This is a genomic window from Bacillus sp. B15-48 (assembly GCF_016879755.1).
Lineage (GTDB): Bacteria > Bacillota > Bacilli > Bacillales > Cytobacillaceae > Mesobacillus_B.
The window spans coordinates 665,095-691,493 of sequence record NZ_WOFU01000001.1; the positions used below are offsets into that span (position 1 = coordinate 665,095).

The 26,399-nt window shown below is 40.9% G+C and carries 22 protein-coding genes; 6 read left to right on the top strand and 16 right to left on the bottom strand.

What is annotated here, in order from left to right; all coding sequences use genetic code 11:
• Window positions 1-17 precede the first annotated feature (17 nt).
• The 6 genes from GNT69_RS03045 to nikB all read right to left on the bottom strand — a co-directional run bounded on the left by GNT69_RS03045 (window position 18) and on the right by nikB (window position 6,159).
• Entirely contained in the window at window positions 18-1,295 is a 1,278-nt protein-coding gene (locus GNT69_RS03045) for a M20 family metallopeptidase (protein WP_203553466.1), read from the bottom strand.
• Complete coding sequence (locus tag GNT69_RS03050) at window positions 1,292-2,242, bottom strand: DUF1177 domain-containing protein (protein WP_203553467.1); 951 nt, start codon at window positions 2,240-2,242, stop codon at window positions 1,292-1,294. Before GNT69_RS03050 ends, GNT69_RS03045 begins: the two co-directional genes overlap by 4 nt.
• 62 nt (window positions 2,243-2,304) lie before the next feature.
• The gene (locus tag GNT69_RS03055; RefSeq protein WP_203553468.1) at window positions 2,305-3,273 is read right to left on the bottom strand and encodes a dipeptide ABC transporter ATP-binding protein; all 969 of its coding nucleotides are present in this window, start codon (window positions 3,271-3,273) and stop codon (window positions 2,305-2,307) included.
• Window positions 3,266-4,279, bottom strand: coding sequence for an ABC transporter ATP-binding protein (locus tag GNT69_RS03060; RefSeq protein WP_203553469.1), 1,014 nt, complete (start codon window positions 4,277-4,279; stop codon window positions 3,266-3,268). Before GNT69_RS03060 ends, GNT69_RS03055 begins: the two co-directional genes overlap by 8 nt.
• A gap of 18 nt (window positions 4,280-4,297) precedes the next feature.
• Window positions 4,298-5,194, bottom strand: coding sequence for an ABC transporter permease (locus GNT69_RS03065; RefSeq protein WP_239093999.1), 897 nt, complete (start codon window positions 5,192-5,194; stop codon window positions 4,298-4,300).
• On the bottom strand, window positions 5,194-6,159 hold the full coding sequence (nikB, locus tag GNT69_RS03070) for a nickel ABC transporter permease (protein WP_203553470.1): 966 nt from the start codon (window positions 6,157-6,159) through the stop codon (window positions 5,194-5,196). The genes GNT69_RS03065 and nikB overlap by 1 nt, the downstream gene beginning before the upstream one ends.
• Window positions 6,160-6,388: 229 nt before the next feature.
• On the opposite strand from nikB, the gene GNT69_RS03075 reads away from it, so the two are divergent.
• Entirely contained in the window at window positions 6,389-8,008 is a 1,620-nt protein-coding gene (locus GNT69_RS03075) for an ABC transporter substrate-binding protein (RefSeq protein WP_203553471.1), read from the top strand.
• Between the two features lie 283 nt (window positions 8,009-8,291).
• Window positions 8,292-8,963: an AroM family protein gene (locus tag GNT69_RS03080; protein WP_203553472.1), complete on the top strand. Its 672-nt coding sequence runs from the start codon at window positions 8,292-8,294 to the stop codon at window positions 8,961-8,963.
• 392 nt (window positions 8,964-9,355) lie between these two features.
• Here the strand turns inward: GNT69_RS03080 and GNT69_RS03085 are convergent, their stop codons facing one another.
• Both GNT69_RS03085 and GNT69_RS03090 read right to left on the bottom strand, forming a co-directional pair.
• The gene (locus GNT69_RS03085; RefSeq protein ID WP_203553473.1) at window positions 9,356-10,498 is read right to left on the bottom strand and encodes an IS91 family transposase; all 1,143 of its coding nucleotides are present in this window, start codon (window positions 10,496-10,498) and stop codon (window positions 9,356-9,358) included.
• Window positions 10,495-11,373 (bottom strand): tyrosine-type recombinase/integrase, encoded by an 879-nt coding sequence (locus GNT69_RS03090; RefSeq protein WP_203553474.1) that lies wholly within the window; start codon window positions 11,371-11,373, stop codon window positions 10,495-10,497. Before GNT69_RS03090 ends, GNT69_RS03085 begins: the two co-directional genes overlap by 4 nt.
• A gap of 702 nt (window positions 11,374-12,075) precedes the next feature.
• Here GNT69_RS03090 and GNT69_RS03095 point away from each other — a divergent pair.
• The 4 genes from GNT69_RS03095 to GNT69_RS03110 all read left to right on the top strand — a co-directional run bounded on the left by GNT69_RS03095 (window position 12,076) and on the right by GNT69_RS03110 (window position 16,473).
• Window positions 12,076-13,287: an acyl-CoA dehydrogenase family protein gene (locus GNT69_RS03095; protein ID WP_203553475.1), complete on the top strand. Its 1,212-nt coding sequence runs from the start codon at window positions 12,076-12,078 to the stop codon at window positions 13,285-13,287.
• 100 nt (window positions 13,288-13,387) lie between these two features.
• Window positions 13,388-13,906: a hypothetical protein gene (locus GNT69_RS03100; protein ID WP_203553476.1), complete on the top strand. Its 519-nt coding sequence runs from the start codon at window positions 13,388-13,390 to the stop codon at window positions 13,904-13,906.
• 164 nt (window positions 13,907-14,070) lie between these two features.
• A complete protein-coding gene (locus GNT69_RS03105; RefSeq protein ID WP_203553477.1) occupies window positions 14,071-15,372 on the top strand; it encodes an MFS transporter in 1,302 nt (433 codons plus the stop codon).
• Window positions 15,373-15,510: 138 nt separating this feature from the next.
• Window positions 15,511-16,473, top strand: a complete 963-nt coding sequence (locus tag GNT69_RS03110; protein ID WP_203553478.1) for a LysR substrate-binding domain-containing protein — start codon at window positions 15,511-15,513, stop codon at window positions 16,471-16,473.
• 83 nt (window positions 16,474-16,556) lie between these two features.
• On the opposite strand, the gene fadK is transcribed toward GNT69_RS03110, so the two are convergent.
• The 8 genes from fadK to GNT69_RS03150 all read right to left on the bottom strand — a co-directional run bounded on the left by fadK (window position 16,557) and on the right by GNT69_RS03150 (window position 25,868).
• The gene (gene fadK / locus GNT69_RS03115; RefSeq protein WP_203553479.1) at window positions 16,557-18,200 is read right to left on the bottom strand and encodes a medium-chain fatty-acid--CoA ligase; all 1,644 of its coding nucleotides are present in this window, start codon (window positions 18,198-18,200) and stop codon (window positions 16,557-16,559) included.
• A 367-nt stretch (window positions 18,201-18,567) separates the two neighbouring features.
• Window positions 18,568-19,575: an electron transfer flavoprotein subunit alpha/FixB family protein gene (locus GNT69_RS03120; RefSeq protein WP_203553480.1), complete on the bottom strand. Its 1,008-nt coding sequence runs from the start codon at window positions 19,573-19,575 to the stop codon at window positions 18,568-18,570.
• Between the two features lie 15 nt (window positions 19,576-19,590).
• Complete coding sequence (locus GNT69_RS03125) at window positions 19,591-20,358, bottom strand: electron transfer flavoprotein subunit beta/FixA family protein (protein WP_203553481.1); 768 nt, start codon at window positions 20,356-20,358, stop codon at window positions 19,591-19,593.
• Between the two features lie 44 nt (window positions 20,359-20,402).
• Window positions 20,403-21,542: an acyl-CoA dehydrogenase family protein gene (locus tag GNT69_RS03130; RefSeq protein WP_203553482.1), complete on the bottom strand. Its 1,140-nt coding sequence runs from the start codon at window positions 21,540-21,542 to the stop codon at window positions 20,403-20,405.
• 44 nt (window positions 21,543-21,586) lie between these two features.
• Window positions 21,587-21,889 carry a ferredoxin family protein gene (locus GNT69_RS03135; protein WP_203553483.1) on the bottom strand — a complete coding sequence of 101 codons (303 nt, stop codon included), beginning with the start codon at window positions 21,887-21,889 and terminating at the stop codon, window positions 21,587-21,589.
• The gene (locus GNT69_RS03140) at window positions 21,886-23,169 is read right to left on the bottom strand and encodes an FAD-dependent oxidoreductase (RefSeq protein WP_203553484.1); all 1,284 of its coding nucleotides are present in this window, start codon (window positions 23,167-23,169) and stop codon (window positions 21,886-21,888) included. The genes GNT69_RS03135 and GNT69_RS03140 overlap by 4 nt, the downstream gene beginning before the upstream one ends.
• Window positions 23,170-23,263: 94 nt before the next feature.
• Entirely contained in the window at window positions 23,264-24,478 is a 1,215-nt protein-coding gene (locus GNT69_RS03145) for a CaiB/BaiF CoA transferase family protein (RefSeq protein ID WP_203553485.1), read from the bottom strand.
• A gap of 109 nt (window positions 24,479-24,587) precedes the next feature.
• Entirely contained in the window at window positions 24,588-25,868 is a 1,281-nt protein-coding gene (locus GNT69_RS03150; RefSeq protein WP_203553486.1) for an MFS transporter, read from the bottom strand.
• Window positions 25,869-26,399 lie beyond the last annotated feature (531 nt).

Consider the following 26,399-nt stretch of genomic DNA (forward strand, 5'->3'; position numbering starts at 1 on the left):
TCGTCATTTTTCAGTGATTATTCACTCTTTGCTTCATACAGAAAGTCAATCACGGCAGCAATATAAACCTTTGCACAACGAATGATATCTTCAACAAGAACCTTTTCATTGTAACCGTGAATGCTTGGTAAATAAGCAGGCCCATATTGTAAAACAGGAATGTGATAATCCCTAAAATGACGGGCATCACTGCTCGCCCATTGCATCACACCATATGCTTCTTCACCAGTTACAAACGTAATATTGTCAACAATCGACTTACAGACAGCATCCTCTGCCGACGTATAGTTTGCATGGCTTCTAAATCCAAATGGACGAATTTCATAGCGAATTCCTAACTCATCTAGATGTTTGCGAAGATAGGCCGTCACTTCATCCTGTGTCACTCCAAAAGGCAAACGACAATCGACTTGAACTTTACAGCTTTCGGGAATGACATTTGATTTTGTTCCACCTTCAATGGTCCCAATATTGACGGTGATTTTTTCAAACACAGGCTGGAATTTTGCTCTGTCAGCTTCAACTTCACGCATATACTTTTGCGATACTTCAATCAAATCTTTTACTTCTTCAGGAATGTCAATTTTTAGATCCCATAGCGTTCTAATTTTTTCAATCGCTGCAATGGCATCAGTAATGGCGTTATTTCCCGCAAGTGGTGACAGACTGCCATGACCTGGTTCCCCATAGACTTCAAGCTCAAACCAGTAGGAACCTTTCTGACCAATCGTCGGATTTAACGGAGAAGAAGGCTCGGCAATTAAGGCACCATCTCCTTTGATCAAGCCCTTTTCCAACAACCATGGTACACCAAAATCTCCGCCTGTTTCTTCATCAGGAACGATCGCCAGTGTTAGTTTCCCAGGAAGCTCCACCTCTAACCTCTTCAGTAAGGTAAAAGCAAAAATGATTCCGGCTAGTCCTGCTTTCATATCACTTGCCCCGCGCCCGAGCATCCAGCCATCCTTCACTTCGCCTGAAAAAGGATCGAAATCCCATTTCGAGCGATCCCCAGCCGGTACGACATCGGTATGACCGCAATAAACCAGTTCTTTTCCTTGTTCATTTCCAATGCTAGAAAGAAGGTTAAACATTTTTTCATTTGATTCATGCCATTGCACATTTAGCCCGAATTGATCAAGATAATTCGCAATAAACTCGGAGATTTCCGTTGAATCTCCAGGTGGGTTTTCGCTTGGAATTTTAATTAGCGCACCACATAGGTCAATTAACTCTTCCTTGTGTGCTTCAACTTCGTCTATTAATCTTTGTTTTAAAACATTGAGCTCACTCATGCTTTAGCCACCTGATTTCCCATCGTTTGCAAATGTGTCATTTTTCCGTAAAGTGTTTCTAATCGGGCAAATTCCTCGTCATCGTAAAAAGAACATTTCTTTTCACCAAACAGCTTCGCTACTTCGATGGCATAGCGGACAACTTGTTCGACGTCTGTCGGATGTGTTGCCCCTGTTCCGCAACCAGCAACAGCCGTCTCTGCGGTAATCGCCACCCCGACAACTGGAGCTTTTGTAGCAACTGCAGGCTGGAGAATGCTGTTAACATGGTAAACACCGTTTCCGTAAGGAGTAATATCTTGCGTCGTAATCGGCAAAGTAACCGGCAGGCGCCCAGCTGATTGCGTGTATACATGCAGCAAGTCACTGCTCACTTTTAAAATATAGCCTTCTTTAACAGTTGGCGTAATTGCAAACCCTTTATGATTGGTAATCATATTCCCTTTTGTCGTATCGATTGATAAAATTGCATCCATCTCTTCTGTTACTTCATGTTGATTCATCGTTAAAATATCGACTGGGGAATCCATGAACGGAACTGGATCATGCGGCAATGTTGGCGCTGTTGGACAAATATGCGTCGTTAAAATAACGTCGCCATTCAGACGGTCACCTTTTCCAAACATATCGAGCAGTTTCGCAGCTGCTGACATACAAGCGAGCGCACCGTCGCCGTCAGAAACAAATCCTTTTACTTCAGGTCGAGCGCCAATTCCACCTAATCGCCCAATAATTCCGAGTGTAGGAGCATCTCCCCCATTTGATTTGCCGTTTTCTCCAGGAATAACGACTTTAATAAAATCAGTCGAGCCAGCTTTCCCTTCTACGGTTTGTACGGTAATCTTTCCAGCAGTTGACACCTGTTCAAGATAGGTTTTCACATCTTCACCGGTCACTTGAAGTTGATCCATTAACTCTAATACTTCCATTACATATTTTAACGACATAACAATTCCCTCCAGTTGGATGTATGAGACTCCATCCAGTATTTATTCTATTTCTCTATTGTTTAGTAAAGATGGCAAGCAACTTGCTGACCTTTTTCTTGCTGTTCCAGTTCAGGTCGCACACTTTTGCAACGATCAAATGCTTGCGGACATCGTTCATGAAAATGACAGCCTGACGGGGGATTCATTGGACTTGGCACATCCCCTTTTAAAAGAATTCTGTTTTTCTGTTCGTAAGGACTTTCCTTTGGAATTGCTGACAGCAATGCTTTTGTATATGGATGAAGCGGATTTTCATAAATTTCCGCAAACGTCCCGATTTCAACGACTTTCCCGAGGTACATGACAGCAATTCGGTCACACATATATCTGACCACATTTAAATCATGGGAGATAAAAATATACGTCAAATCAAACGTTTTCTGTAAGTCTTTTAAAAGGTTGATCACCTGCGCTTGAACGGAAACGTCCAGCGCCGACACCGGCTCGTCGCAAATAATCACATCCGGATTTAACGCAAGCGCACGAGCGATATTAATACGCTGGCGCTGCCCACCAGAAAACTCATGCGGGTAACGTTCGGCATGATAGCTGCTTAAACCAACAACCTCTAATAATTCATAAACGCGCTCAAGTCGGGATTGTTTCGTGCCGACATTGTGAATATCCAAAGGTTCTATAATCAATTGTTTAATCGTTTTCCTTGGATCTAGTGAACCGTACGGATTTTGGAAAACCATCTGGATTGATTTACGAATCGCGCGGATTTCTTTCGTTTCCATTACCGCTAAATCCTGCCCTTTAAAAAGGACTTTTCCTTCAGTCGGACGAATTAATTGGTTGATTAATCGCGCCATCGTCGATTTGCCGCAGCCGGATTCACCAACAATCCCCAATGTTTCGCCGCGAAAGACTTCAAAGCTGACACCGTCAACCGCCTTAACGCTTTGCGTTGATTTCATAAAAGGGATTGAGCTTTGAACTGGGAAATGCTTTTTTAAATTTTCAACTTTAAGAATCGCCTCAGCCACTATACGCCCTCTCCTTTCTCTTTAAACGGTCGGTCTTCGTTTGGAAATGGCAAGCAACAACATGATCCGGTTTAACTTCGATCGGCTCGGGCTTCTCGGAAAAGCAAATATCCCCAGCGTATGGACAGCGATCAGCAAAATGGCAGCCTTCCATTTCCTCCCGTAAATCTGGCGGTGTTCCCGGAATCGCAGGTAGCTTGTCTTCGTTGACAATATCACTTTTAATCTGTGAATCTAGCAATCCCCAAGTATATGGATGAAGTGGCTCATCATAAAGCGCCTTGACGCTACCAGATTCAACGGTATTGCCCGCATACATGACGATGACTTTATCACACATTTCCCAGACAACCCCTAAATCATGGGTAATCATAATAATTGATGTATCAATCGTGTCTTGTAAATTTTTCATCAAATCCAATATTTGCGCCTGAACCGTCACATCGAGTGCTGTCGTCGGTTCATCAGCAATCAATAGCTTTGGATTACAGGCTAAGGCAATTGCAATCATCACCCGCTGTCTCATTCCACCGGAAAATTCATGCGGATACATTTTGATTCGCTTCTCCGCTTCGGGAATTCCAACGAGTTTCAACATGTCAATCGCAGCTTGTTTCGCTTCCTTTTTGGAAACTTTGCGATGGATGCGAATCGACTCCATAATTTGATCACCAACGGTAAAGACCGGATTTAAACTCGTCATCGGGTCTTGAAAGATCATTGAAATTTCATTGCCACGAACATCACGCATGTCATTTTCCGATAAAGTGAGAAGGTCCTTGCCATCAAAGAGGATTCGGCCCCCGGCAATCTTCCCCGGTGGGCTTGGAATCAAGCGAAGCAGGGCGGTTGCCGTCACACTTTTCCCTGAGCCTGATTCGCCAACAATTCCGAGCGTTTCTTTTTTATTTAATGTAAAACTAACACCATTTACCGCCTTTACAATGGCAGATGATGAACGAAAATGCACTTGTAAGTCTTCTACTTTTAATAAAAAATCGGACAAGCAAATCACCCCCAGCTACTATACTTTCATTTTTGGATCTAAAGCATCTCTTAAGCCATCACCAAACAAGTTAATCCCAAGAACAGTCAACAGAATCGCCATTCCAGAGAACGTCGCCATATGCGGGCTTAACACTAAAAAGTCCTTTCCATCTTTCAAGATACTTCCCCATGAAGCGGTTGGTGGCTGCACCCCTAGACCTAAGAAACTTAAGGCTGCTTCAGAAATAATCGCACCGGCCACGCTCATCGTTCCATAAACAATCAACGGAGCAAGACAGTTCGGCAAAATATGATGAAAAAGGATTCGGCCATGGGTAGCGCCCAATGACTCTGTCACTTCAATAAACTCTTCTTCCTTCACGCTCAACACTTGGCCGCGGACAATCCTCGCAAAACCAGGAATATTGGCGATTCCAATGGCAATTATTACATTCATTAACCCTTGGCCTAATACTGTCATTAACGTAATCGCTAATAAAATAAATGGGAACGCGAACAGCCCGTCCATCGTTCTCATAATCATCGAATCAAGACGTCCACCGAAATAACCAGAAACCAACCCGAGCAGCGTACCAAAAAAGGCTCCAAATACGACTGCAGCAACGCCGACAATCAACGAAATCCGTGCACCATAGACAAGGCGGCTGAACAGATCTCTTCCATAATTATCCGTTCCTAATAAATGACCATCCGTTCCTGGAGGTGCCAAAGTGTTGGCGATATTCATTTCATTCGGATGCAATGGAGCAATCCACGGAGCAAAGGTAGCAACAATTACCATCGACAACGTAATAAAAAGTCCTATTGCCGCGAGACGATTTCGTAAAAGCTTTTTAAATAAACCCGCCTCTTTTTTCGCTTTCTTTTGTTGGTTTTTATCTGCAGCTGGAAGATTGTTCTCTAACATAGCCATTATTTTGACCCTCCTTTGCTGGAAGAAAGATTCACCCTTGGATTGACCACTTTATACATGATATCGACAAACAGATTGACGAGGACAAAAATGACTGCGATAAATAAAACCGTTCCTTGGACGACGATGAAATCACGCTTGTCAATCGCATCGACAATCAAGCGACCCATTCCAGGCCAGCTGAAAATCGTCTCAGTGAGAACTGCACCGCCAAGCATCATCGAAATTTGCATTCCAAGTACAGTCAACAATGGAGTTAAGGCATTTTTAAACGCATGTTTGCAAATCACCCAAAACTCGCTTAACCCTTTCGCACGGGCGGTTTTAATATAATCTTGTGAAATGACTTCTAGCATGCTTGAACGTGTAATCCGGGCGAAAGTCGCCATCGGAATTGTCGCGAGCGTCACACTTGGAAGGATGAGATGTTTTAAATAAGAAATAACCCCATCATCAAGCGAGCCCATTCCAGTTGCCGGAAACCAGCCAAGATTCACACTAAAATAAAGAACGAGCATGATTCCTAACCAAAAGATTGGCATCGATACCCCGATTAACGAAACAAGCATAACTCCGTAATCCAAAAATGAATTTTGTTTTGAAGCAGCGATAATTCCTGCTGGTACCCCAATCACAAAAGCAATGATTAAGGCACTGACCGCCAGAATAAGGGTATTAGGAAAACGTTCCATAATGAGTTCAACAATCGGTTGGTTGTAAGAATACGAAACCCCAAAATCCCCGCGGACAAGATTGCTAATATATTGAAAAAACTGGACATAAAGCGGATCATTCAAACCAAGTTCTTCTGTTAACGCTTCAACATCCTCTACACTCGCCTGCGGCCCAAGCATGACACTCGCCGGGTCACCTGGGATCATTCGCGTAATAACAAAAACGATAATGGCAACGACAAAGATCGTTGGTACAAGGTCAATGAACCTTTTAATGATAAACTTGCCCATAAATAACCTCCCCTTCAATTATTCTCCATTTGAAACAGCGTTTCAGTATTTGAATCTTTTTAAAAGAATAGCATCACAAAAATAACTTGTAAATACGAAAAAATCTAAAAAAGTTCTTTTTTGTTAACATAAAAAAAAATGATTTACTTCTCCTCTTTAGTGTGATAAATTTATGAAAAATTCAATATTCGAATTAATGTTTCGATATGTGAAACAGGAGGGAGAAAACATGAAAACAAGATCATCTCGTTACTGGCTGTTACTAACTGTCTTCTCGATTATTTTAGTTTTAGGAGCTTGTTCTTCTGGGAACGATACTGGTTCTTCAGATGATTCTGCAAATGAGGAGGACACTTCTGCAACGGAAACACCTCAAGATGGAGGGATTTTAACGATTGGCCTTTCAGCAAATCCAAAAACATTGGATCCTGCAAAGTACACTGGCGTTTATGAATCACAAGTAATGAATCAAATTGCCGATACATTGATCGTCTATAACAAAGAACTAACAGAATTCATCCCTTCCCTTGCAACCGAATGGGAAGTATCAGACGATATGAAAGTTTATACATTTAAATTGCGCGAAAATGCGTATTTTCAACCTGGGGAATACCAGGATGGCCGACAAATGACAGCTGAGGACGTCAAGTACAGCCTTGAACGCTCTGTAAATGAATCAGCCATGAATCGCTTGCGTGGCGTAGAAAAAGTCGAAGTAATCAGTGAATTTGAAGTTGAAGTTCATTTAACGGAACCTAATGCAGCTCTATTTCCGATGTTAACAGATGCTGGAAATGTCATTGTTCCGAAAGAAGAAGTGGAAGGCTGGGGCGATGATTTTGGCAGCCACTTAATTGGGACAGGTCCTTTCATGCTTGACAGCTGGGCAAAGGATTCAGAAGTGAAGATTGTCCGCAACGACCAATACTGGGGCGAAACACCACATCTTGATGGGGTTACTTTTAAAATTATCCCTGACCAAAGTCAGATGGCAAATGCATTACGTGCGGGAGATATCCATGTAGGAATGGATATTAAAGGGCAAAACCGCGAGCTTATTAACCAAGATGATAATCTCGTCCTTCTTTCAGAACCTGCGCTTTCGTTAACTTATTTAGATTTAAATAATATCAATGGCCCAACCGCTGACCCGAAAGTGCGTGAAGCGATTTATAAAGGAACAAATGTCGAGGAAGTTGTCCAAGGAGCCAACCAATGGGGCGGTGCAGAAAAATCATTCATGGGACTTCCGAAAACATCATGGGGTTACAGTGAAGAGTTAGAAGCTTTAACTCCGACATTCGATCCAGAAGCTGCGAAAGCGCTCCTTGCTGCAGCAGGTTATCCGGACGGATTTAAAACAGAGCTTTATGTTTTGGAAACTCGTATTCCATACGCGACTATATTCCAAAACCAAATGAAGGAAAACTTGAATATTGACGTTGAACTGAAATCCGTTGAATGGGGAACATACAGCGATACAGTTGCAAAAGGAAATGCGCCAATGAATATTGGCGGCTGGACTTGGTATCCAGATCCCTATTTCTTCTTATATCAATTGTTCCATAGTGATCAAATTGGTTCTTTAGGAAATGGTAAGGGATATTCCAATCCTGAAGTTGACAGCCTTCTTGACCGAGCTGTTGCAGAAACAGTTGACCAAGATGAACGAGCAGAGCTTTATCAGCAAGCGCTTGAACTCATCTTAAAAGACATGCCTAGAATTGAACTTGATAATGTCGATGCAACAGCAGGCATAAGTAAAAATGTCGAAGGCTTTAATGTTTCTCCAGATTTCACAATCAAAATCGCTCATCCAAACGGAACAAATGTATCACTTAAACAATAAGGCGAAACTTCCATCAGAGGAGGGCTCCATCCCCTCTGATGGTTAGCTTTAGCCAATCGGGCATTTACGGGCAGTTTATCCCCAAAAAGTGGGGATATTACTGCCCGTTAATCTGCGATAGTTAACAAGTCAAAAGAAAAGTAGGGATGACATCTCTACTTTTCTTTTCATTGTATTTTGATGTGAAGGAATCGTACCGTACGCAAACGTTTATGAGAATGGGAACGGCAAATTTCCACTAAAACTTACTGACTTGGAAATGAAAAAAGAAAGGGGTATGATTATGAAGCAAACAGTCGGAATAATTACAATTGGCCAAACGCCACGAATTGATATGACTCCTGCGATTAGGACCCATCTTCCCGCTGACACGATCATTATTGAAAAAGGGGTTCTTGACGGTAAGTCTGAGGAGGAAATTTATGCTTTAGCTCCTGAACACGGACAAACGACACTCGTTTCCCGCTTAAAAAATGGCGAGAGTGCCGAGATGGCGAAGGAAAAAATTCTCCCCATGATCCAAGAGTTAATCGATGAGTTGAATGAACAAAACGTTACGCTTATTATCCTTGCTTGCACAGGGAAATTCCCTTTATTTAATAGTAATATTCCGATTATTTACCCAGATCACCTACTGAATTATGTTGTAAATGGACTTTTCCGCGATGGGCTAATCGGGGTGATTGTTCCACTTCAGGAGCAAACCGTTTATATTATTCGCAAATGGCAGGATGCCGGCTTTGATGCCCTCCCCGCCGTCTGTTCACCTTATTCATTTTGTGAGGAAGAGTTGATCAACGCCGTAAAGCAACTTGACGTTCATCCAGTTAAAGCAATTGTGCTTGATTGCATGGGCTACACCGAAGAAATGAAAAACATCGCCCAAACATTTACAAAAAAACCAATCCTCTTATCGCGTAATATCGTCTACAAAAATGCCGCCGAGGTTTTGTAGGTTCTGGTGAAACACCGGGACGGTTCTGGTGTTTCATTTGTTGGGTGTGAAACGCCGGTGAAACGCCGGGACGGTTCTTTTAGGGGACAATCGGAAGTTTTGCGCGGAAAAAGGCACATCAAGCGTTTTTAGCTGCTTGATGTGCCTTTTTGGTTCTTCCTGTTTTCTCTAACTGCAAAATTTTTGATTGCCCGAGAAGAATGAAGTCGCGGACCCGAGGGTGGGCTCCTCCTATGGGGTTTCAAACTTTGGTTCTCCTCTGTTTTTGGGTATTTGAGCTAGCGAGTCATCATGCACGTGGCTATTCAAATTATTTTTCATGCTCTTCTGGGTACAGTTTCCCCCTCCCCACTGAAGAGGCTTTTTTAAAATGACTATTAAGTTCAAACGAATCATGGTACACTCCATGAATAAATTTCCTTTAAATGCGCTTTTTTGCATCCTGTACATAATGTAACGTCTTTTTTAAAAAGAATGGATAGGACTTCGAGTGTATTCTTTCCTTCAAATATTGGTTTATAGATTTTGCTTTTGGTTAGTTTTCTACAGAGAACCAACTTGGTCTTTCGATTGCGGTTTGCCAATAAACCGTAATGCCTAATTTTCACAAACCTCTTGGGAAGGACATGCATGAGAAACCGACGGATAAACTCGACTGTTTTCACGGTGAGCGTCCTATTTCGATGATTATCTTTATAATCTTTCACCTGAATTTTAACGGTTTCTTGATCACTAGAAATAATACGATGATTTGAAATCGCTATTCGGTGTGTATAACGGCCAAGATATTTCACAACTGCCAAGGGACCGGAAAAAGATCTTTTTGTATAGCTATACCAGTCGATCCCATAACACTGATCAATTAGGTCTTGAAATTGTTTCGGATCTTTATAGATTTCCGTACTGTTATAAAAGTTCAATTGGTTATGATGGTAGTACCGCTTTAAATAATAAAGAAATTTCCCACGAAACTTCTTGGAAAGTACCCTTACGGGAATGAAAAATTTCTTGCCCGTTTCACGCCATTGATTTTGTTTGGATAATCCTCCAGCTAGTACGACTGAATGGATGTGGGGGTGAAAATGCAAATCCTGTCCCCATGTATGCAAAACAGAGAAAAAACCAATTTGCGCCCCTAAATATTTTTCATCACCCGCAAGCTCCATCAAGGTTTCCGCGACAGCCTTATACATTAAATCACAGAGCAGTTTCTGATTATGATAGATAAGCATATGAAGCTGTTCCGGCATGGTGAAGACCACATGAAAATAGGGGGCATCTAAAATATCTTTTTTTCGTTGATCCACCCAGATCTCTTTATTCACTCCTTGACATGATGGGCAGTGTCGATTGCGACAGGAGTTGTAGCTGATTTCTGTGTGTCCGCAATCTCCACACTCATATTTATGGCCACCTAATTTCGATGTCCGACAGTTAAGAATAGCTGTGGCAGCTTTTGCTTGTTCTCCAGATACTCGATATTTCTCTCGAAATATTGAATAAGAAGTACGAAAAATATCCTGTATCTTACTCATCCGAAATGTCTCTTTGTATCCAAGGTATCCAGGGGACTTTTTATTCCCATTATACTTTTGGAAGTCATATGCAAATAAATTTGCGTCGTTTTTAGACTTTTATGTCCTAATAATTGTTGGATAAGTACCGTATCAACTCCATCTTCTAAGGCATGAGTGGCAAAGCAATGCCTTAAGGTGTGAGCTGAAATTCGAGAGTCGAGTCCCTGCTTATCTCTCCGTCTTATCATCGTATTTTTAATCGATTTAATATGATAGTGGTTGTCTTTGTTTCGTCCTCGAAACAGCCAATCGTCTGACTTATAACCCGTTTTAGCAAATTCTTTTTTGAAATATTCACGGAGAATCTCAAGAGAAGTTTGCGACAAAATCGTATATCGATGGGTATTATGTTTCGCATGGTCGACCCGAATGCGCATCGTTTTACTGCAGATATCTCTGATTTTTAACCGCGCGACTTCACTGACACGAAGGCCACTTCCATAAAGTAACATAAGAATAGCCTTATGCTTCAAATTAGAAGTGGTATCGATGAGGGCAAGAACCTCTTCTTTTGATGGAACAACGGGAAAGTGGGTCTCCCTTCTCATCCTTGGAATTTTTTTAGCATTCCAATCCTTCTGCAGGACATAGGTATAGAAAAAACGAATCGCAGAGATGTAATTATTAATCGTGCCGGGTGATAGCTCTTTTTCTCTTTTAAGGAACAGGATGTACTGTTGAATGTCTGTTTCATTCGTGTCTTCAATCGATTTCCCAAGATCCTGCATGTAGGTTAAAAAAGCCCTCATTCTTCGAAGATAGGATTCTTGAGATGACTCTGGGGTACCTTTTAATTCAAAATATAACTCGATGATTTCTTTATATTCATCCATAAAATAGAAGCCTCCTGATTCTGGTTTATAAGCTGTTACTAACCAAAATCAGAAAAGAGGTGGAGGTGGAGGTGGAGGTGGAGGTCGAGGTCTGTTTAAAATATAGTTGTATAATTTTCTGTAGCCTTGTGATATAATCTTCATAATAAAAAGTGTGCTTTCTTGGATTGTTTGGTTTGGCGATTAAACAATACCACAAGAAAACACACTTTTTTTGTTTTTCCACTAATGTTCAGGATTCTGTCAAAAAGCCATCGCGTTAGCGATTTCGTTCTTCTGCTGTTTCTTTTTGCGGAAACACCATCTTCATATAAAAAGTGTGCTTTCTTGGGTTGTTTGGTTTGGCGATTAAACAAACCACAAGAAAACACATTTTTTTGTTTTTCCTCCACTAATGTTCAGGGTTCTGTCAAAAAGCCATCGCGTTAACGATTTCGTTCTTCTGCTGTTTCTCTAACAGAAAATTGGAAATATTTAGGGAAACGGCAGAACCGTCCCCATGTTTCCCCACTATATGATGCGCCCTTCGTGGCGCACGAACCGCCCCTTTGCTCAGTTCTACACAATCGATTAAATCCTTCTATCAATCCGGTCTAATAGTCGGGTAATAGGAATTAGTTTTTAGTTTCTGCCGTTGATATAATCAAATCGTAAAGAGTTATAGAAATAAAATATTTTTTCAAACACACAAGGAGGCTTACCATGACTACACTAGCACCAGAAAAATCATCAGCAAAAATCACTAAGGAAGAACTTGAAGCTTACAAAAAGAAAATTCGTGCACTTGTTGAAGGTCCATTTGATCAAATGCAAGATGAAATTGAGGTAACAAACAAGTTCCCTCAAGAATTCTATCAAATGTGTATTGATAACGACCTTTACCGTTGCTGTCTTCCGTCAGAATACGGCGGCTGGGATTTAACAGAGCAGCAAATCCTAGAAATCCAAGAAGAGTTTAGCCGTGGACCTGGTGGAATGCGTATGCATTTACACTATGCAATGGATTTAAACTGGAGACCTCTTTTCGACTATGGTAGTGAAGAATTAAAAGCAGAATTAATGCCTGGGTTCCAAGACCGTACTGTATTTACAAACTGGGCCGTTACAGAAGAAAAAGGCGGCACAGGTATGGACATTCAAACAATTGCAGTAAAAGATGGTGACGATTACATTATCAATGGAGAGAAATTCCTAATCTCCCACACAGACTGCAGTAACTATTCTTATATCACATGTGTAACAGATCCTAACGGAGACAAAAATAGCCGTCTTTCTACTTTCATGGTACCAGCAGACACTCCAGGATACGAACTTACTCCAATGCCACATATGATGGGTTGCCGTGGTTCAGGTCACACTGGATTAAAATTCACAAACATGAGAGTACCAAAGAAATACCTTTTAGGTAAAGAAGGACAAGGTCTTGAAATTTCCATTCATTCCCTATCTGTATCCCGTGTGCATATTGCTGCAAGTAACCTAGGAATGGCACAACGTATGCTAGAAATGACACTTAAGCGTGCTCATGATCGTGTAACATTCGGAAAACCAATCATTGAACGTCAAGCGATTCGTATGAAAATTGCTGATATGTCTACTTATATCCATGCTCTACGCACAATGGTTCGTGACTTTGCAAAAGATTACGAAAAGGATCCTAGAGGAGAGTACATTGAAGAAAAAGCAGCAATGTGTAAACTGTTCAGTATTCAAGTAACAAAATTAGTAAGTGACGAAATGCTAGAAATCTTTGGTGGTATTGGCTACTTCGAAGACTGCGAATATGGTCCAGTTGAGCGCCTATACCGTGATGCTCGCGCAATGTGGTTAGAAGAAGGAACTCCTACAGTTCAACGAATTACAATCTCTCGTCAAACAATTAATCACGGCGGAGTTTTAGAGTACAACGATTAATTTCGACAAACTAAAAACTTAGGCATCGGCTCTTCTGTCCGATGCCTCCTGCTATTTATCATTTGAAGTGGAAAAATTTTGAAGAAAAGGAGAGGAAAAGATGACCGAAAAAGAGTTTAGCCCATTACGAAGTAAATTACCAAGAAAACCTTGGCCACACTGTCCCGATGTGGTCATTTTCCGCTGCCTTAAGTGTGGTCATGTCTATCAAGCATTAGATAGCGATTCCTCGAGTCGTGAACCAACCTGTTGCTCTCTAACAATGGAAAGAATCGAGCCACAACCTGAAGAGACTGCCGCAAGTTTGTTAGATTACAAAATCGTTGGTGGATACAATCAAAGTGCAGTTCAAGTCTATTGGAGAACAAAAAAACCTGAGGATACACCTCAGTGGATTTTATTAAAAACCTATACAGGCGGCTATATTAAATATTTAACAGATAAAAAAATCCCCCCGCTTGTCTTTCCATTGGCTGACGAGGACGCCTATGTCTATTGCGACGAAGACCCTTGTTTACAATGCGTATTTCGCTGTAAACGAGGCTTTATTATCTATGCCTACAGCAAGACAAAAGGGTTATTCCAAATGCCACTGGACAAAATGTCCGCCCAGTACTGACAGCCTTTTTATCAATAGGAGGAGCTCGTTCACAAGTTTTTGCAAACAGTTTCACATATAATTCGAAAAGATAATATTTTCTGACCAGTTATTCTAGTAAAATAAACTTGAGTGGATTGGTTATTAATAACTGACTGTCCACTATTTGGAAGGAAGTCAAAAATATGGATAAAAAAGTCGGGAAAAAGCGCTGGATGATCATTTTCTTACTGTTTTTATGCTATACCATTTTATACATGGATCGATCAATCATGTCGATGGCTGGACCTGCAATGATGGAACATTTCAACTGGAGTCCAACTGAATTCGGCTGGGCAACAACTGCATTTTTTATTGGTTATGCAATTACTCAAATTCCCGGGGGGAGATTAGCCGATCGATTTGGCGGCACGAAAGTTATTGTCTTAGGGTCAATTTTTTGGTCGATCTTTGTCTTCCTCACTCCTTTTGGTTATACTTTGGCACTGATGATGCTCATTCGTATAGCGATGGGGCTTGGTGAAGGAATTTCACTTCCTGCAATCCATTCGACACTAGCAAGTTGGGTTGCAAAAAAAGAGTCAGGGAAAGCCACGGGCTTCGTTCAGGCTGGTGTTCCGTTTGGAATTGCGGTTACAATGCCAATTGCTACTTGGCTCATCCTTACTTGGAGCTGGCAAAGTGTGTTCTATGTATTTGCTTTTACGGCACCGATTTGGTTGTTATTTTGGTGGAAGCTCGGTCGAGACAAGCCTGAAGACCATCCAACTATTAGTAAAGAAGAGGTTGCTTATATCAAAGCAGGCCAAGGAACCGCAGGTGGATTATCATCCAATGAACCTTTATTAACCAATAAAGAAATCTTATCAAAAAAGTCCATTTGGCTTTGTGCACTCTCTTATTTTTGTGCTAACTACCTCTTTTTCTTATTCATGACTTGGCTGCCAACTTATTTCGTTAATGGTCGAGGAATTGACTTGACTGCAAGTGCTTTTTATTCGATGCTCCCTTATCTCGTTGCCATTTTTACCTATCCACTTGGCGGCTACTTAGCTGATAAAGCTTCATCCAAATTTGGAAATAATTTAGGAAGAAAAATTACGCCTATTGTTGGCTTAAGCATATCGGGAATTTTCTTAATCCTCGCAACACAAGCAGCAACAATTGGTGTTGCTGCTGGATTAATTACCGCTTCAAACGCGTTTTTAACTCTTACAATGGGTAGTTACTTCACTATGCCAATTGTCTTTTCCCAAAGAAATGCGGGAATCATTACCGGCATGTTCACAACTCTAGGAACAGTTGCAGGTATTTTAGCACCAGTTATGACTGGTCTCATAATTGATCTATCTGGTCAATACAACTATGCCTTATATGTAGGGGCAGGAGTTGCTCTGTTTGGCGCGATTATAATGGCAACATTATGTTCTGTGAAACCAATTGTTGTAAAGCCAGATATAAGTTCAGCTAATGAAATAATATCTTAATATATACTTACGTTTTATTTTTACCATACAAATGGTAATAAATCAAGATACTAAACCCAGTGTTTGACGATGTGTTCGTCCCTTTTTACCATGTGTAGCTTGTTAGTTGAACAACACCATTATTGGAGGGGATAAATAGTGAATCTTTACCAGCTTTATTATTTTCGGACGACAGCTAAACATCAACATTTCACAAGAGCAGCGAGAGAACTTTCATTAACACAACCAAGTTTAAGTCATGCTATTGCTGCCTTGGAAGATGAACTCGGTATAGCATTATTTGAAAAGCACGGACGAAATGTTCGGCTAACCAAATACGGGGAAAAATTTCTTCCATATGTCGAGTCAGCGATACAAGAAATTGAAAATGGTGCACAAAAGATGCGTGAAATGAGTGATAACGCTAACAGTAACATTAGCCTTGGGTTTATTTATACGTTAAGTTCGCATTATATCCCCGAAATTATTAATGGTTTTAAATCTAACATTGACAATCAGCATATTAACTTTTCAATCAAAGAGGGTTGTACGGACCGACCATGTACAGCGGATTTAGTCAAGTCATTAAAGGAAGGGAAATTGGACATTATTTTTGCATCACTAATACCGAACGATCCAGAGGTTGAATTTATTCATATCTGTGATCAAAACTTAATTGCGCTTCTCCCTAATAATAGCCCGTTAGCAAACCAGCCTACCGTCGATTTACGAGATACAGAGTCCTATTCTCTTATTCATTATAGTGGCAAATCGGGCTTAAAACAGGAGATTAACCAATTATTCGAAATGGTCAATATCGTTCCCAAAGTATCTTGCGAAGTGGAAGACGAACCATCAATGGCGAATTTTGTATCGGCAAATATGGGAATCGCGATTATCCCTGATAATCCGTCGATTCGACATTACCCAATTCAAGTTAGACCAATTAGCTACCCTTCCTATACTCGAAAGATTTACGTTGGCTATATGAAAAATCGTCGCCAGACAGAATCTATTCAAAGTTTTATCGACTATGTTTTAACATCAAAAATGCCTTTCTGCAAGAAAAAAATAGAAGAATTAGCAAAAACCATTAAAGATAAAAAACTAGTACTTGCCTGAAAACAGCCCAATAATTGAACCAAATAAAAAGACCATTAGTACGAGATCTTACTTGTCATAATGGTCTTCCCTTTTGCCTTCTATCATACCAAGACTAGCAATTCTCCATTTATTTTTTTCTTTATGTCTTCTCGCAATATATACTTCTGAATTTTACAGGATCCATTTTTCGGCATTTTATCGATAATTTCGATTCGTTCAGGATATTTATATTTTGCTACATTCATGTTGGAAAAGAAGGCTGATACAGCTTCCAAATTCAAATTATCCTGTGGTTGATTTAGGACGACATAGGCACATGATCTTTCTCCTAACCGCTCATCAGGCATACCGACAACAGCCACCTCTTTTACATTTGGATGCTGCAGCAAGATATTCTCAATTTCGGTAGAGCTAATATTTTCCCCGCCACGAATGATGATATCTTTAATTCTGCCATTTATGCGAATATACCCATCTTCCCCCATTGTGCATAAATCTCCACTATAATACCAGCCATCATCGTCAAGGACTCGGTTCGTTAATTCAGGCTCTTTTAGATAGCCCACAAATACATTAGGCCCCCTAGAGGCCTCTTCTCCTTGTACGCCTGCGGGGACTTCACGACGCATGTTATCAACAACCTTTACCTCGATTCCTGGCATTGCCTTTCCATCAGTTGATATAATTTTCTCAGAGGGATCATCTATTCGGGAGGCAGTGTGAGGGACACTTTCTGTTGATCCATACATTCCCATTACTTTAAAACCAGCATCAAACGCTTCTTGAACAAGATGTCTCGGAACTGGTGACCCACCGCATAAAAAGAAACGCAGCGACGTAATATCATGATTCTTTTTTTTTGTAAGATTAACGATGTCATAAACAAAGGCTGTTGCTAAATTTCCGCAGCTGCATTTTTCCCGTTCAATTAATTCAAGACAAGCCTCTGGTTTAAAAATATCCTGAAGGACACTAGTGGCCCCAAGCAAGAATGAGGCTGTTACCCCATGATGAAAACCAGTTGCATGAGCGACCGGTGCCGGCATCAAAATTGTGTCGTAACTAGTAAGATTAAATGTTGCCGCATAGGCTTTTTCACTTGAAATAATGTTATTATGGGTTAACATGACTCCTTTAGGAACGCCTTCCGTTCCTGATGTAAATAACACGGCTGCTAAATCGTCTGCCTGACGACCATTATTAATAGGAATAGGTTTATATTTCGTTAAGATTTTCTGTAGGGTAAGCCCAGCAAAAACCGCCTCTTCCTTTTCGACTACAACGACCTTTTTCAGACTTGGAATTTCTTGATAGAGTGATTGAAACTTTTGATAGAATTCACATTTACGGAACTTCGCTGGAATAAACAAGACTTTGGATTCACATTTGTTAAGAATATAGGATACTTCCTTTTCACGGAGATTTGGCAAAATAGGGTTGACAACCGCTCCGACTTTTAGGCAGGCTATATAAATCAGTGTAAATTCAGACCAACCGGGCAATTGCATGGAGATAAAATCCCCCGGCTTCACTCCTATTGTTTGAAAAAAAGCTGCTAGCTTGTTAGCTGCAAGATCAAGTTCACGGTAACTATATTTTGTGTTTTGGAGATCGACAACAGCTACTTTTTCAGCAGAATTTTTCACTGAACTATTCCAATAGTCTTCAAGTGTCGAATCACCCCAGTATCCTTTTAAGCGATATTCACGTTTTTGCCATTCATTTATTTTAATCCCCAGTGTCATTTCCATAGCCTCCTCGGAAAAAGCATTCGTCCCCATCTTATTTTTTCATTAATTATTTCGTTCAAGACTGGTTAATCGAAAAAGGATGAACCACACGAAAAGGAATAAAATCACATTTTTTTCGATAAAGTGAAACTGCTATCAGTGGGGGTTATCCCCCATCCCCCACTGATGGTTATTCGGGCGAAGCCCGATTGATCCCCCACTTATCCTTTTTCGATTTATCAAAGTCTTGAAGCGGGGGTCTTACTGTCCGTTAATCTGCGATAAAATGAGATTACACAAAAGGTGCGATGGGTCCTTTTGTGTAATTTAAACTATGAATATTATTATCTATGGTAGTTTGGGAAGTTTGATTGAAACGATATTAAGCTAAAACTAGTTGGCGATTTTTGATTTCTTCAACTAGCACTGGAACGACTTCGAATAAATCACCAACAATTGCGTAATCAGCAATTTCAAAAATAGGTGCATCCGGGTCTTTATTGATTGCAACAATAACGTCAGCAGCGCTTATGCCGCCAACATGCTGAATGGCTCCTGAAATTCCACAGCCGATATATAATTTCGGTGCAACTTTCTTTCCTGATTGTCCAATTTGCTGATTTGCCGTCATCCAGCCAGCATCAATACATGCTCTTGTGCCTCCGACTGCCCCGCCTAAAACAGCAGCCAACTCATTTAATAATTCTACATTCTCTGCTTTTCCTAAACCACGGCCTCCAGCAATAACAACATCCGCTTCTTCTAATTTTATCCCTTCTTCAACTGAAGCTAGGAGTTCGATCACTTGCGAGCGAATTTCATCACTGGGAGTTTGAACCTCCTCTCTTACTACTTCTGCAGATTTTGTTAAATCAGGTTCGCCTTTGTCGTAAGCTCCAGGTCGAACAGATCCCATTTGTGGTTTTGTACCAGGGAAGGATACCGTTGATAAAAGATGTCCGCCATAAATTTCTCTTGTCCAAGTTAATACTCCATCCTCACCAACATCTACTGCTACACTATCAGCAGCAGATCCTACTTGTAACTTGGCAGCAACCCGAGAAATCAAATCGCGGCCTTTTTTCGTTGCTGCCGTTAACAATGCAGATGGATTATATTTTGCTACTAATGTTGTTACAGCATAGCTATAGCTATCTAAGTTGAAGTGTTGATATTGATCGCCATCCACAACAATGATTTCATCGGCTCCATAAGCGGCTACTGTTTTTAAGGCCTCATCTGTCGTTGACCTAAATACAACAGCAACGACCTTTTCAGCTTTAGCTTCAGCAAGCTCTTTCCCACGTTTAAGAAGTTCTAAACTTGGGTTTATTACTTTATCATTTGTTTTTTCCACCAATACCCAGATATTGCTAGCATCTTGACTCATCTTGATCCCCTCCAGTTATACAATCTTTGCAGCAGCAAGTTCTTCTACTAATTTTTGTGCTGATTCTCTTCCAGTTGCTTCTTTAATCTTGACACCTGCCTCACGCTTCGGCAGCGCAAAGGTTTTTAGCAAATTCGTGGCAGTTAATGACCCCTCTATGCCTAAATCAGCTGCAGTAAGCTCAGCGATTTTCGCCTTATTGGCTGCCATCTTCGTTTTAATCGTAGCTAATCTTGGTTCATTGATTGAATCTAGGACAGTACAGACAGCTGGTAATTTTACCTCTACAACTTCAATTCCTTCATCTAATTCGCGGTTGACGATGACTGCACCATCTTTCGCTTCAATCTTTGCGACATTCGTCGCCTGTGCCACTTTTAAATGTTCAGCCAATTGCGGCCCAACTTGACCAGCATCTGTATCAATTGCCTGATTTCCACAAAGAATCAAATCAAATTGTCCTAACTTGTTGATCGCTGCCGCTAATATTTTACTTGTTGCTAATGAATCAGCGCCCTCAAATAATGGATCATTTACCAATACAGCTTCATCGGCTCCGACCGAAACACACTCTTTTAATGCCGCTTTTGCTTTATCTATTCCTAATGATAAAACGGTTACCTTACCGCCAACTGCTTCTTTTAACTGTACAGCTGCTTCAAGGGCATTTTTATCATAAGGATTAATGATTGTTGGATACCCATCTTTGAGCGTACCCGCATCTAAATCAATTTTAATTTCTTCTGTATCTGGCACCTGTTTGACACAAACCAAAATTTCCATGGATGATTTCCTCCGTTCTTATTATAAAAATGTAAAAGATGTGATTAATCTTGCAGCATTTGTCTAGCAATCGTCACCCGTTGAATTTGGTTGGTTCCTTCAAAGATTTGGAACACTTTCGAGTCTCTCATCAGCTTTTCAACAGGGTACTCCCTGCTTACACCATAACCGCCAAAAATTTGTACTGCATCTGTTGTTACTTTCACAACCGTATCCCCGCAGAAAGTCTTAGTAATTGCACCTTCGAGGACGACTGGCATATCGTCATCCATTAAGTCCATTGACCACTGAACTAAATTTCGTGCAGCTTCCGTTTGGATTTCCATATCTGCTAACATCATCTGTACCGCTTGGAAATCACCGATTGGCTTGCCGAACTGCTTTCTTTCTTTAGCAAATTTAACTGATTCATCAATGGCTGCCTGGCAAATACCAACAGCTAGTGTTCCAACGAATGCACGAGAAACGTTTAATGTGTTCATCGCAATTTTGAACCCATCGCCTTCATTGCCAAGAAGGTGAGAAGCAGGAACACGAACGTCTTCTAGGATTAGGTCCGTTGTATTTGATAAGCGGAGGCCCATTTTATCTTCATGGTTTCCGACAGATAATCCTGGACGGTCTCTTTCAACGATAAAACCAGAAATCCCTCTTGCACCCTTGCTCTTATCTGTTACCGCAAAAACAACATAAACGCTTGCGACACCACCGTTAGTAACAAAACATTTTGTTCCATTTAATACGTACTCATCTCCATCTTTTACTGCTGTAGCTCTTAATGAAGCAGCATCTGTTCCTGCATTTGGTTCCGACAATGAGAAAGCACCGAATCCTCCAGGGACAATAAAATCAGAGAATAGTTTTTTCTGCTCATCATTTCCAGCGTAAATTACGGAGCGCAGGGCCACGAATGTAGTAACTAATGAAATTGCAAAGCCCGCATCGACCTTTGCTAATTCTTCAAATACGATCGCAGTTGTTTTAAAATCCAAGCCAGATCCGCCAAATTCTTCAGGAATTTCAAGAACATGCAAGCCCATTTCGAATGCCTTTTCAAGAATTTCCTGTGGGAATTCTCCTGTTTCGTCGTAATGTTTTACATGTGGTCTTAATTCCTTCTCTGCAAACTCTCTAACTAACTCTTTCAATCCAATCTGTTCTTCTGTGAATTTATGATAGGCCATAATTTATCCCTCCAGATAAGTTTAAAATTTGTTGTGAAATTGAGTTATCCCTCGCGAAATACGACTCCCATTCCCGCCTCAGGATAGTTCCAAGAATATCCTTCCACTTCATTGTGGAGCCGTTCACAAACTAGGCGACAGTTGCCGCACTCGAAACAACCAACATGGTCGAAACTTAATAGATCATTCACTGTATCCCATTTATATCTTTCAGCCGGACATGAGGTTGTACACGCTCGATGATCACAAGTCCTGCAACCTTCTTTATCAACGATAATATGTGGATTATGGTCGTCACTATCAAATCTGGTCTTTGATAGGCGGTCATCCATTGACATCAGTTTCATAGTGATTTTCCTCCCTTCAGGGCATCCTTTAACACACTGAATACTGGAATTTTCCCTTTTACATTCTCTTTCACTACATCCATCACTGATTTTGTTGGATTTCCATCGACAGAGTACAAACCTTTCATTAATTTCGTTGCCACTGCAGGATAAGTTGTAAACATATGCTCGGTATGAGCAATATAATCATGTGAGTTTTTAAACGTCTTTAAATCTTTTAAAACCACTTCTTCAAGCTTACCTTGGTAGCCAGCTAAGAAACTCTTAGAGTAATTACTCGAATCAATTGCTTCAATTGCTGTTTCAGCAGCAGCTATTCCTGATAGAATTGCATAATCCATGCCGCGCACGGTAAAGCCTCGATTGACGACTAAACCAGCTGCATCTCCCGTTACAAGAAAACCGTCAGAATATAATTGGGGAAGTGAATGGTATCCACCCTCTGGTACGAGGTGACCAGAGTACTCGACTAGCTCTGCCCCTTGAAGATACCGAGCGATTGCCGGATGCTGCTTGAATTCTTCACCAATCTCAGCCAAAGGCAGTTTTGAATTTTTCCAGCCGTTTGAATCAACTACTAGTCCAACCGAAATACTGTCGGTATTTGTATAAAGAAACGCGCCGCCACTAATCCCTTTTGTGCAGTCACCTGCACAAAGCATCGCCGTTCCTTTTCCGCTTTCTGTATTAAAACGGTCGTTAATTTTCTCTTCTGTTAATTGATACACGTACTTCAAACAGACAGCCACATCTTTTGCTTGAACTGGTTTAATTAGTCCAGCTCGTTCGGCAACAATTGGATTGGCACCTTCAGCACTAATGACGAGATCTGCTTCGATCTCTTCCCCGCCCGTTTTAATTCCACATACCTTTCCTTCTCTGATAATCAGTCCGTCGACAGTCGTTCCTGGAATGACCATTGCTCCCTCTTCTTCTGCTTTTCCTGACAACCACGGATCTAGTTTTGCTCTTAAAACGGAATAGGACGGTTGGCTAATATCCGTAAATAGCGAGTCAATTGACATGCTGTCTTCAGCAGTCATCATCATGATAACTTCCCGGGTAATATCACGTTCAAGCGGTGCCTTTGTCCAATCGTCCGGCATCAACTTCTCAAGTGCGTGTGTATACAAGCGTCCGCCGGTCATGTTTTTGGCACCTGGCTGACTGCCCCGTTCGACCAGCATGACTTCTATGCCTGCTTTTGCAAGCCGATAGGCAGCTGCGGCCCCAGCTAGTCCAGCGCCAATGATGATTACTTGAAATTTATCTTCAGACATAGTGTTTTCCCTCCTTTAATAATTACATTTTTGCAATATTCTGATACAGGATGATAATGTAATTATTAGTTCAGCAGTACAATCTCTGGACGGTTTAGACTAAAACCACTGCCTTATCTGAACTCATTTGTTCAATTTGGGGTTTTGAAAATCCTAACTCTGTTAAAACTTCCTCAGTATGATAGCCAAGCGGCTTTGAAGTAGCTAAGTCTGGATCGCCAATACTGTTAAATCTTACAGGTGCTGTTGGAATCGCCACTTCTTTTCCTGAAGGATACGTTAACTTCCGCAGCGCATCATTTGCCCAAGCTTGTTCGTCGACAACAACTTCATCAAGCGTATAGCCTTTTTCAATTGGAATATCGTTTTCTTTAAATAATTTCATAATGTCATCAAGATTAAATTTGACTAGCTCATTTTCGAGAATCTCAATAATCTCACGGTTTTTACCTCGACCATTTACAGCTTCAATTGTATTGTAATTATCATTGGCAATTAAATCTTCCCTGCCGAGCAGGCCCATCAATTTCGGGAAATAGCGATTATACTCTGGCGCACAGAACAAGAACCAGCGATCATCTTTGGATTTATAGGTGTTATTAAATGGATTGGAAACTTCTTTACGGCTCTTCGGATAAACATTGCCTGGGAACTGTGACGAAACAACTGCGATGTTCAACATAAATAGGGCTGTATGATGGAGACTAACGGTCACTTTATCGCCTAATCCTGTTTTTTGTCTGCCCACTAAAGCTGCACAAATCCCTGAAGCAAGTGTCATTGTTGCTTGGAAATCACCGTAAGCATTTGGCTCTAGAAATGGCGATTCTCCTCTTTCAGTCATCGAAACTAAAGCACCGCTGCGGCAAACATAAGCTGTTGCATCATACCCAGGTGTATCTTTTTCCGGTCCTTTTTCGCCGTAGCCTAAAATTTGTCCAAACACTAATTTAGGAAAACGCGCACTTAATTCTTCATATGAGAAACCTAATTTTTCCAGTGCTTTTGTACGATAATTGGTGACAACCACATCAGCAGTTTCCAATAATTTATAAGCGGCTTCTTTGCCTTCCTCTGATTTTAAATTAAGGCAAACGAATTTTTTATTAAAGTTGGCAATGTCGAATGCAGGGTTTTCGTCATCACTATAAGGCATATTAAAGACTCCGCCTTGGGTTCTGCTTGGATCGCCTGCTGGCGGCTCAATTTTAATGACTTCTGCGCCCCACTCAGCTAGCACCCTTGGAACCGTCGGCGCTGCATAAAATCCAGTTAGTTCAACAACTTTTATTCCTTGTAATGGTTTCATATCGCAAACTTCCTCCTTATTGTAGAAGATCTTATTCATTGAAATCCGCTTCCCTACACTGACCATCCTTCTAGTTAGCGCACTTGGCAGGGAAGTGGTGGACATAAGGTTATGCAGACAATTTTTGCGTATCTTTTGGAACAATTGGCTTAATTTTTGTAATTGTAAGTAAGAAAGCTGCTCCGGCGATTGCCATACCTGATCCTAAATACATAGCTGTTTCATAGCTTCCTGACATGTCAATAACGAATCCTGTAAGAATTGGTGCAGTGATTCCTGCCATTGTTCCAATCGTTCCATATAGACCGACGATCATTCCGGCATTTTTTGGAGCAAGAATAATTGGAATTGAGAAGAATCCACCTTGCGTTAATGTTAAAGCCCCCATAGAAATAGATAGTAAGACAATTGCCATTGTTAAACTGCTCGTTTGCGTTGCATAAATAAGTGCAATTCCACCGAAAATCAAACCAGAAACTGGAAACAGCTTTCTTCCAATGTTCTGTCCAAACTTGCGTGCTCCCCAGTCCGCTAACATTCCGCCGATAGGATAGGTGAAGACGGCAACAAGATATGGGAACATTGTTGCGTATCCTGCCTCTGCTAAGGATAAATTACGGCCAGCAGCAAAATAAGTTGGCAGCCATGTTAATAATAGATAGAAGACATAGTTGTAACAGAAGTATGCTATTGTTGCTCCCCAAACTGCTAGACTTCCATAGACTTGTTTTGAAGTAAGCGTTGGTCCTGCCACTTCTTTCTTGCCTTGACCCGAAGTAATATACTCCAACTCTGCCTTACTAATTTTCGGATCGTTCTCAGGCTTGTCTTTCCCAAAGAACCACCAAACTACTACCCAGACAGGGCCAAGAATTGCGAATAAGTAGAAAATTGTTTGCCAGTTAAAGTTTTCAATCAAGAAAACTCCTAGCGGCATCGTAATTGCTACTCCAAGTGGAACCCCAATTAATGTAAACCCTTGGGCTTTCCCAGCTTCATGACTTGGAACCCATTTCGAAACCATTGAGGATGCTGAAGGTAATGTAACCCCTTGCCCCATACCAACTAAGGCACGAATTGCAACGAATAATCCAATCGATCCTGCAAATGGACTTAGTAATGTAAATAAAGACCAAACCAATGTTCCGACAACAATTACTTTTCCAGCCCCAAACTTATCTGCTAAATATCCAGCGGGCATCATCGTTACTGCATAACCGATGAAAAATGCGGTTGAGACCAATCCGAACTCTGTTGCACTCCAACCAAAATCCGCCATGATGGTTGAACCAGCAATTGAAATACTTGATCTCCCTAAATACATAAATGTGTAGGCTAGTACTAAAATAAAAACGATCAACCAGCGTTTTTTTCCGACATTAGACGCCATCTTTTTTCCTCCTCTTTCCCATGAATGAAGCAATATCATGGGCTGTGTTTTAAGGATTTTCCGTATCTTGCTTACGTCCATGAAGCCTGATAGTTAATTAGTAAATGATTCCGTTTTGCTATCTCCTTTCTTTATTAAGATTTATATTTTTGTTAGTATCCCATCTCCAATATCATCATAAAATAGAACCTCCTTTATATCTAATTGGTATTTTTGCAGGAGAAACAGCAATCAATAAACTTTGCGCATGTATTCACAAGTTAGACATAATCTAGCAGCATGGGGGGCGGGGGACGGTTCGAGACCAGTGAAAAAGTAGGGAGTACATAAAAATCAACTTAATTAGGGGGTACCAAAGTGTCTCCCTCTGTAAGTAACGCGTCTTAGAAGCGATTCTAGAGCCTCGTTTTTCTATCTTCTTTTCTCATTTAATAAAATTTGGACTTTTTCACCAGTCTCGGACGGTTCTGCTGTTTCGCTGCTTCTAGTTTCTTCATTTGTAAAGTCTTTAGTGGGTTCCCATTAAAGAAA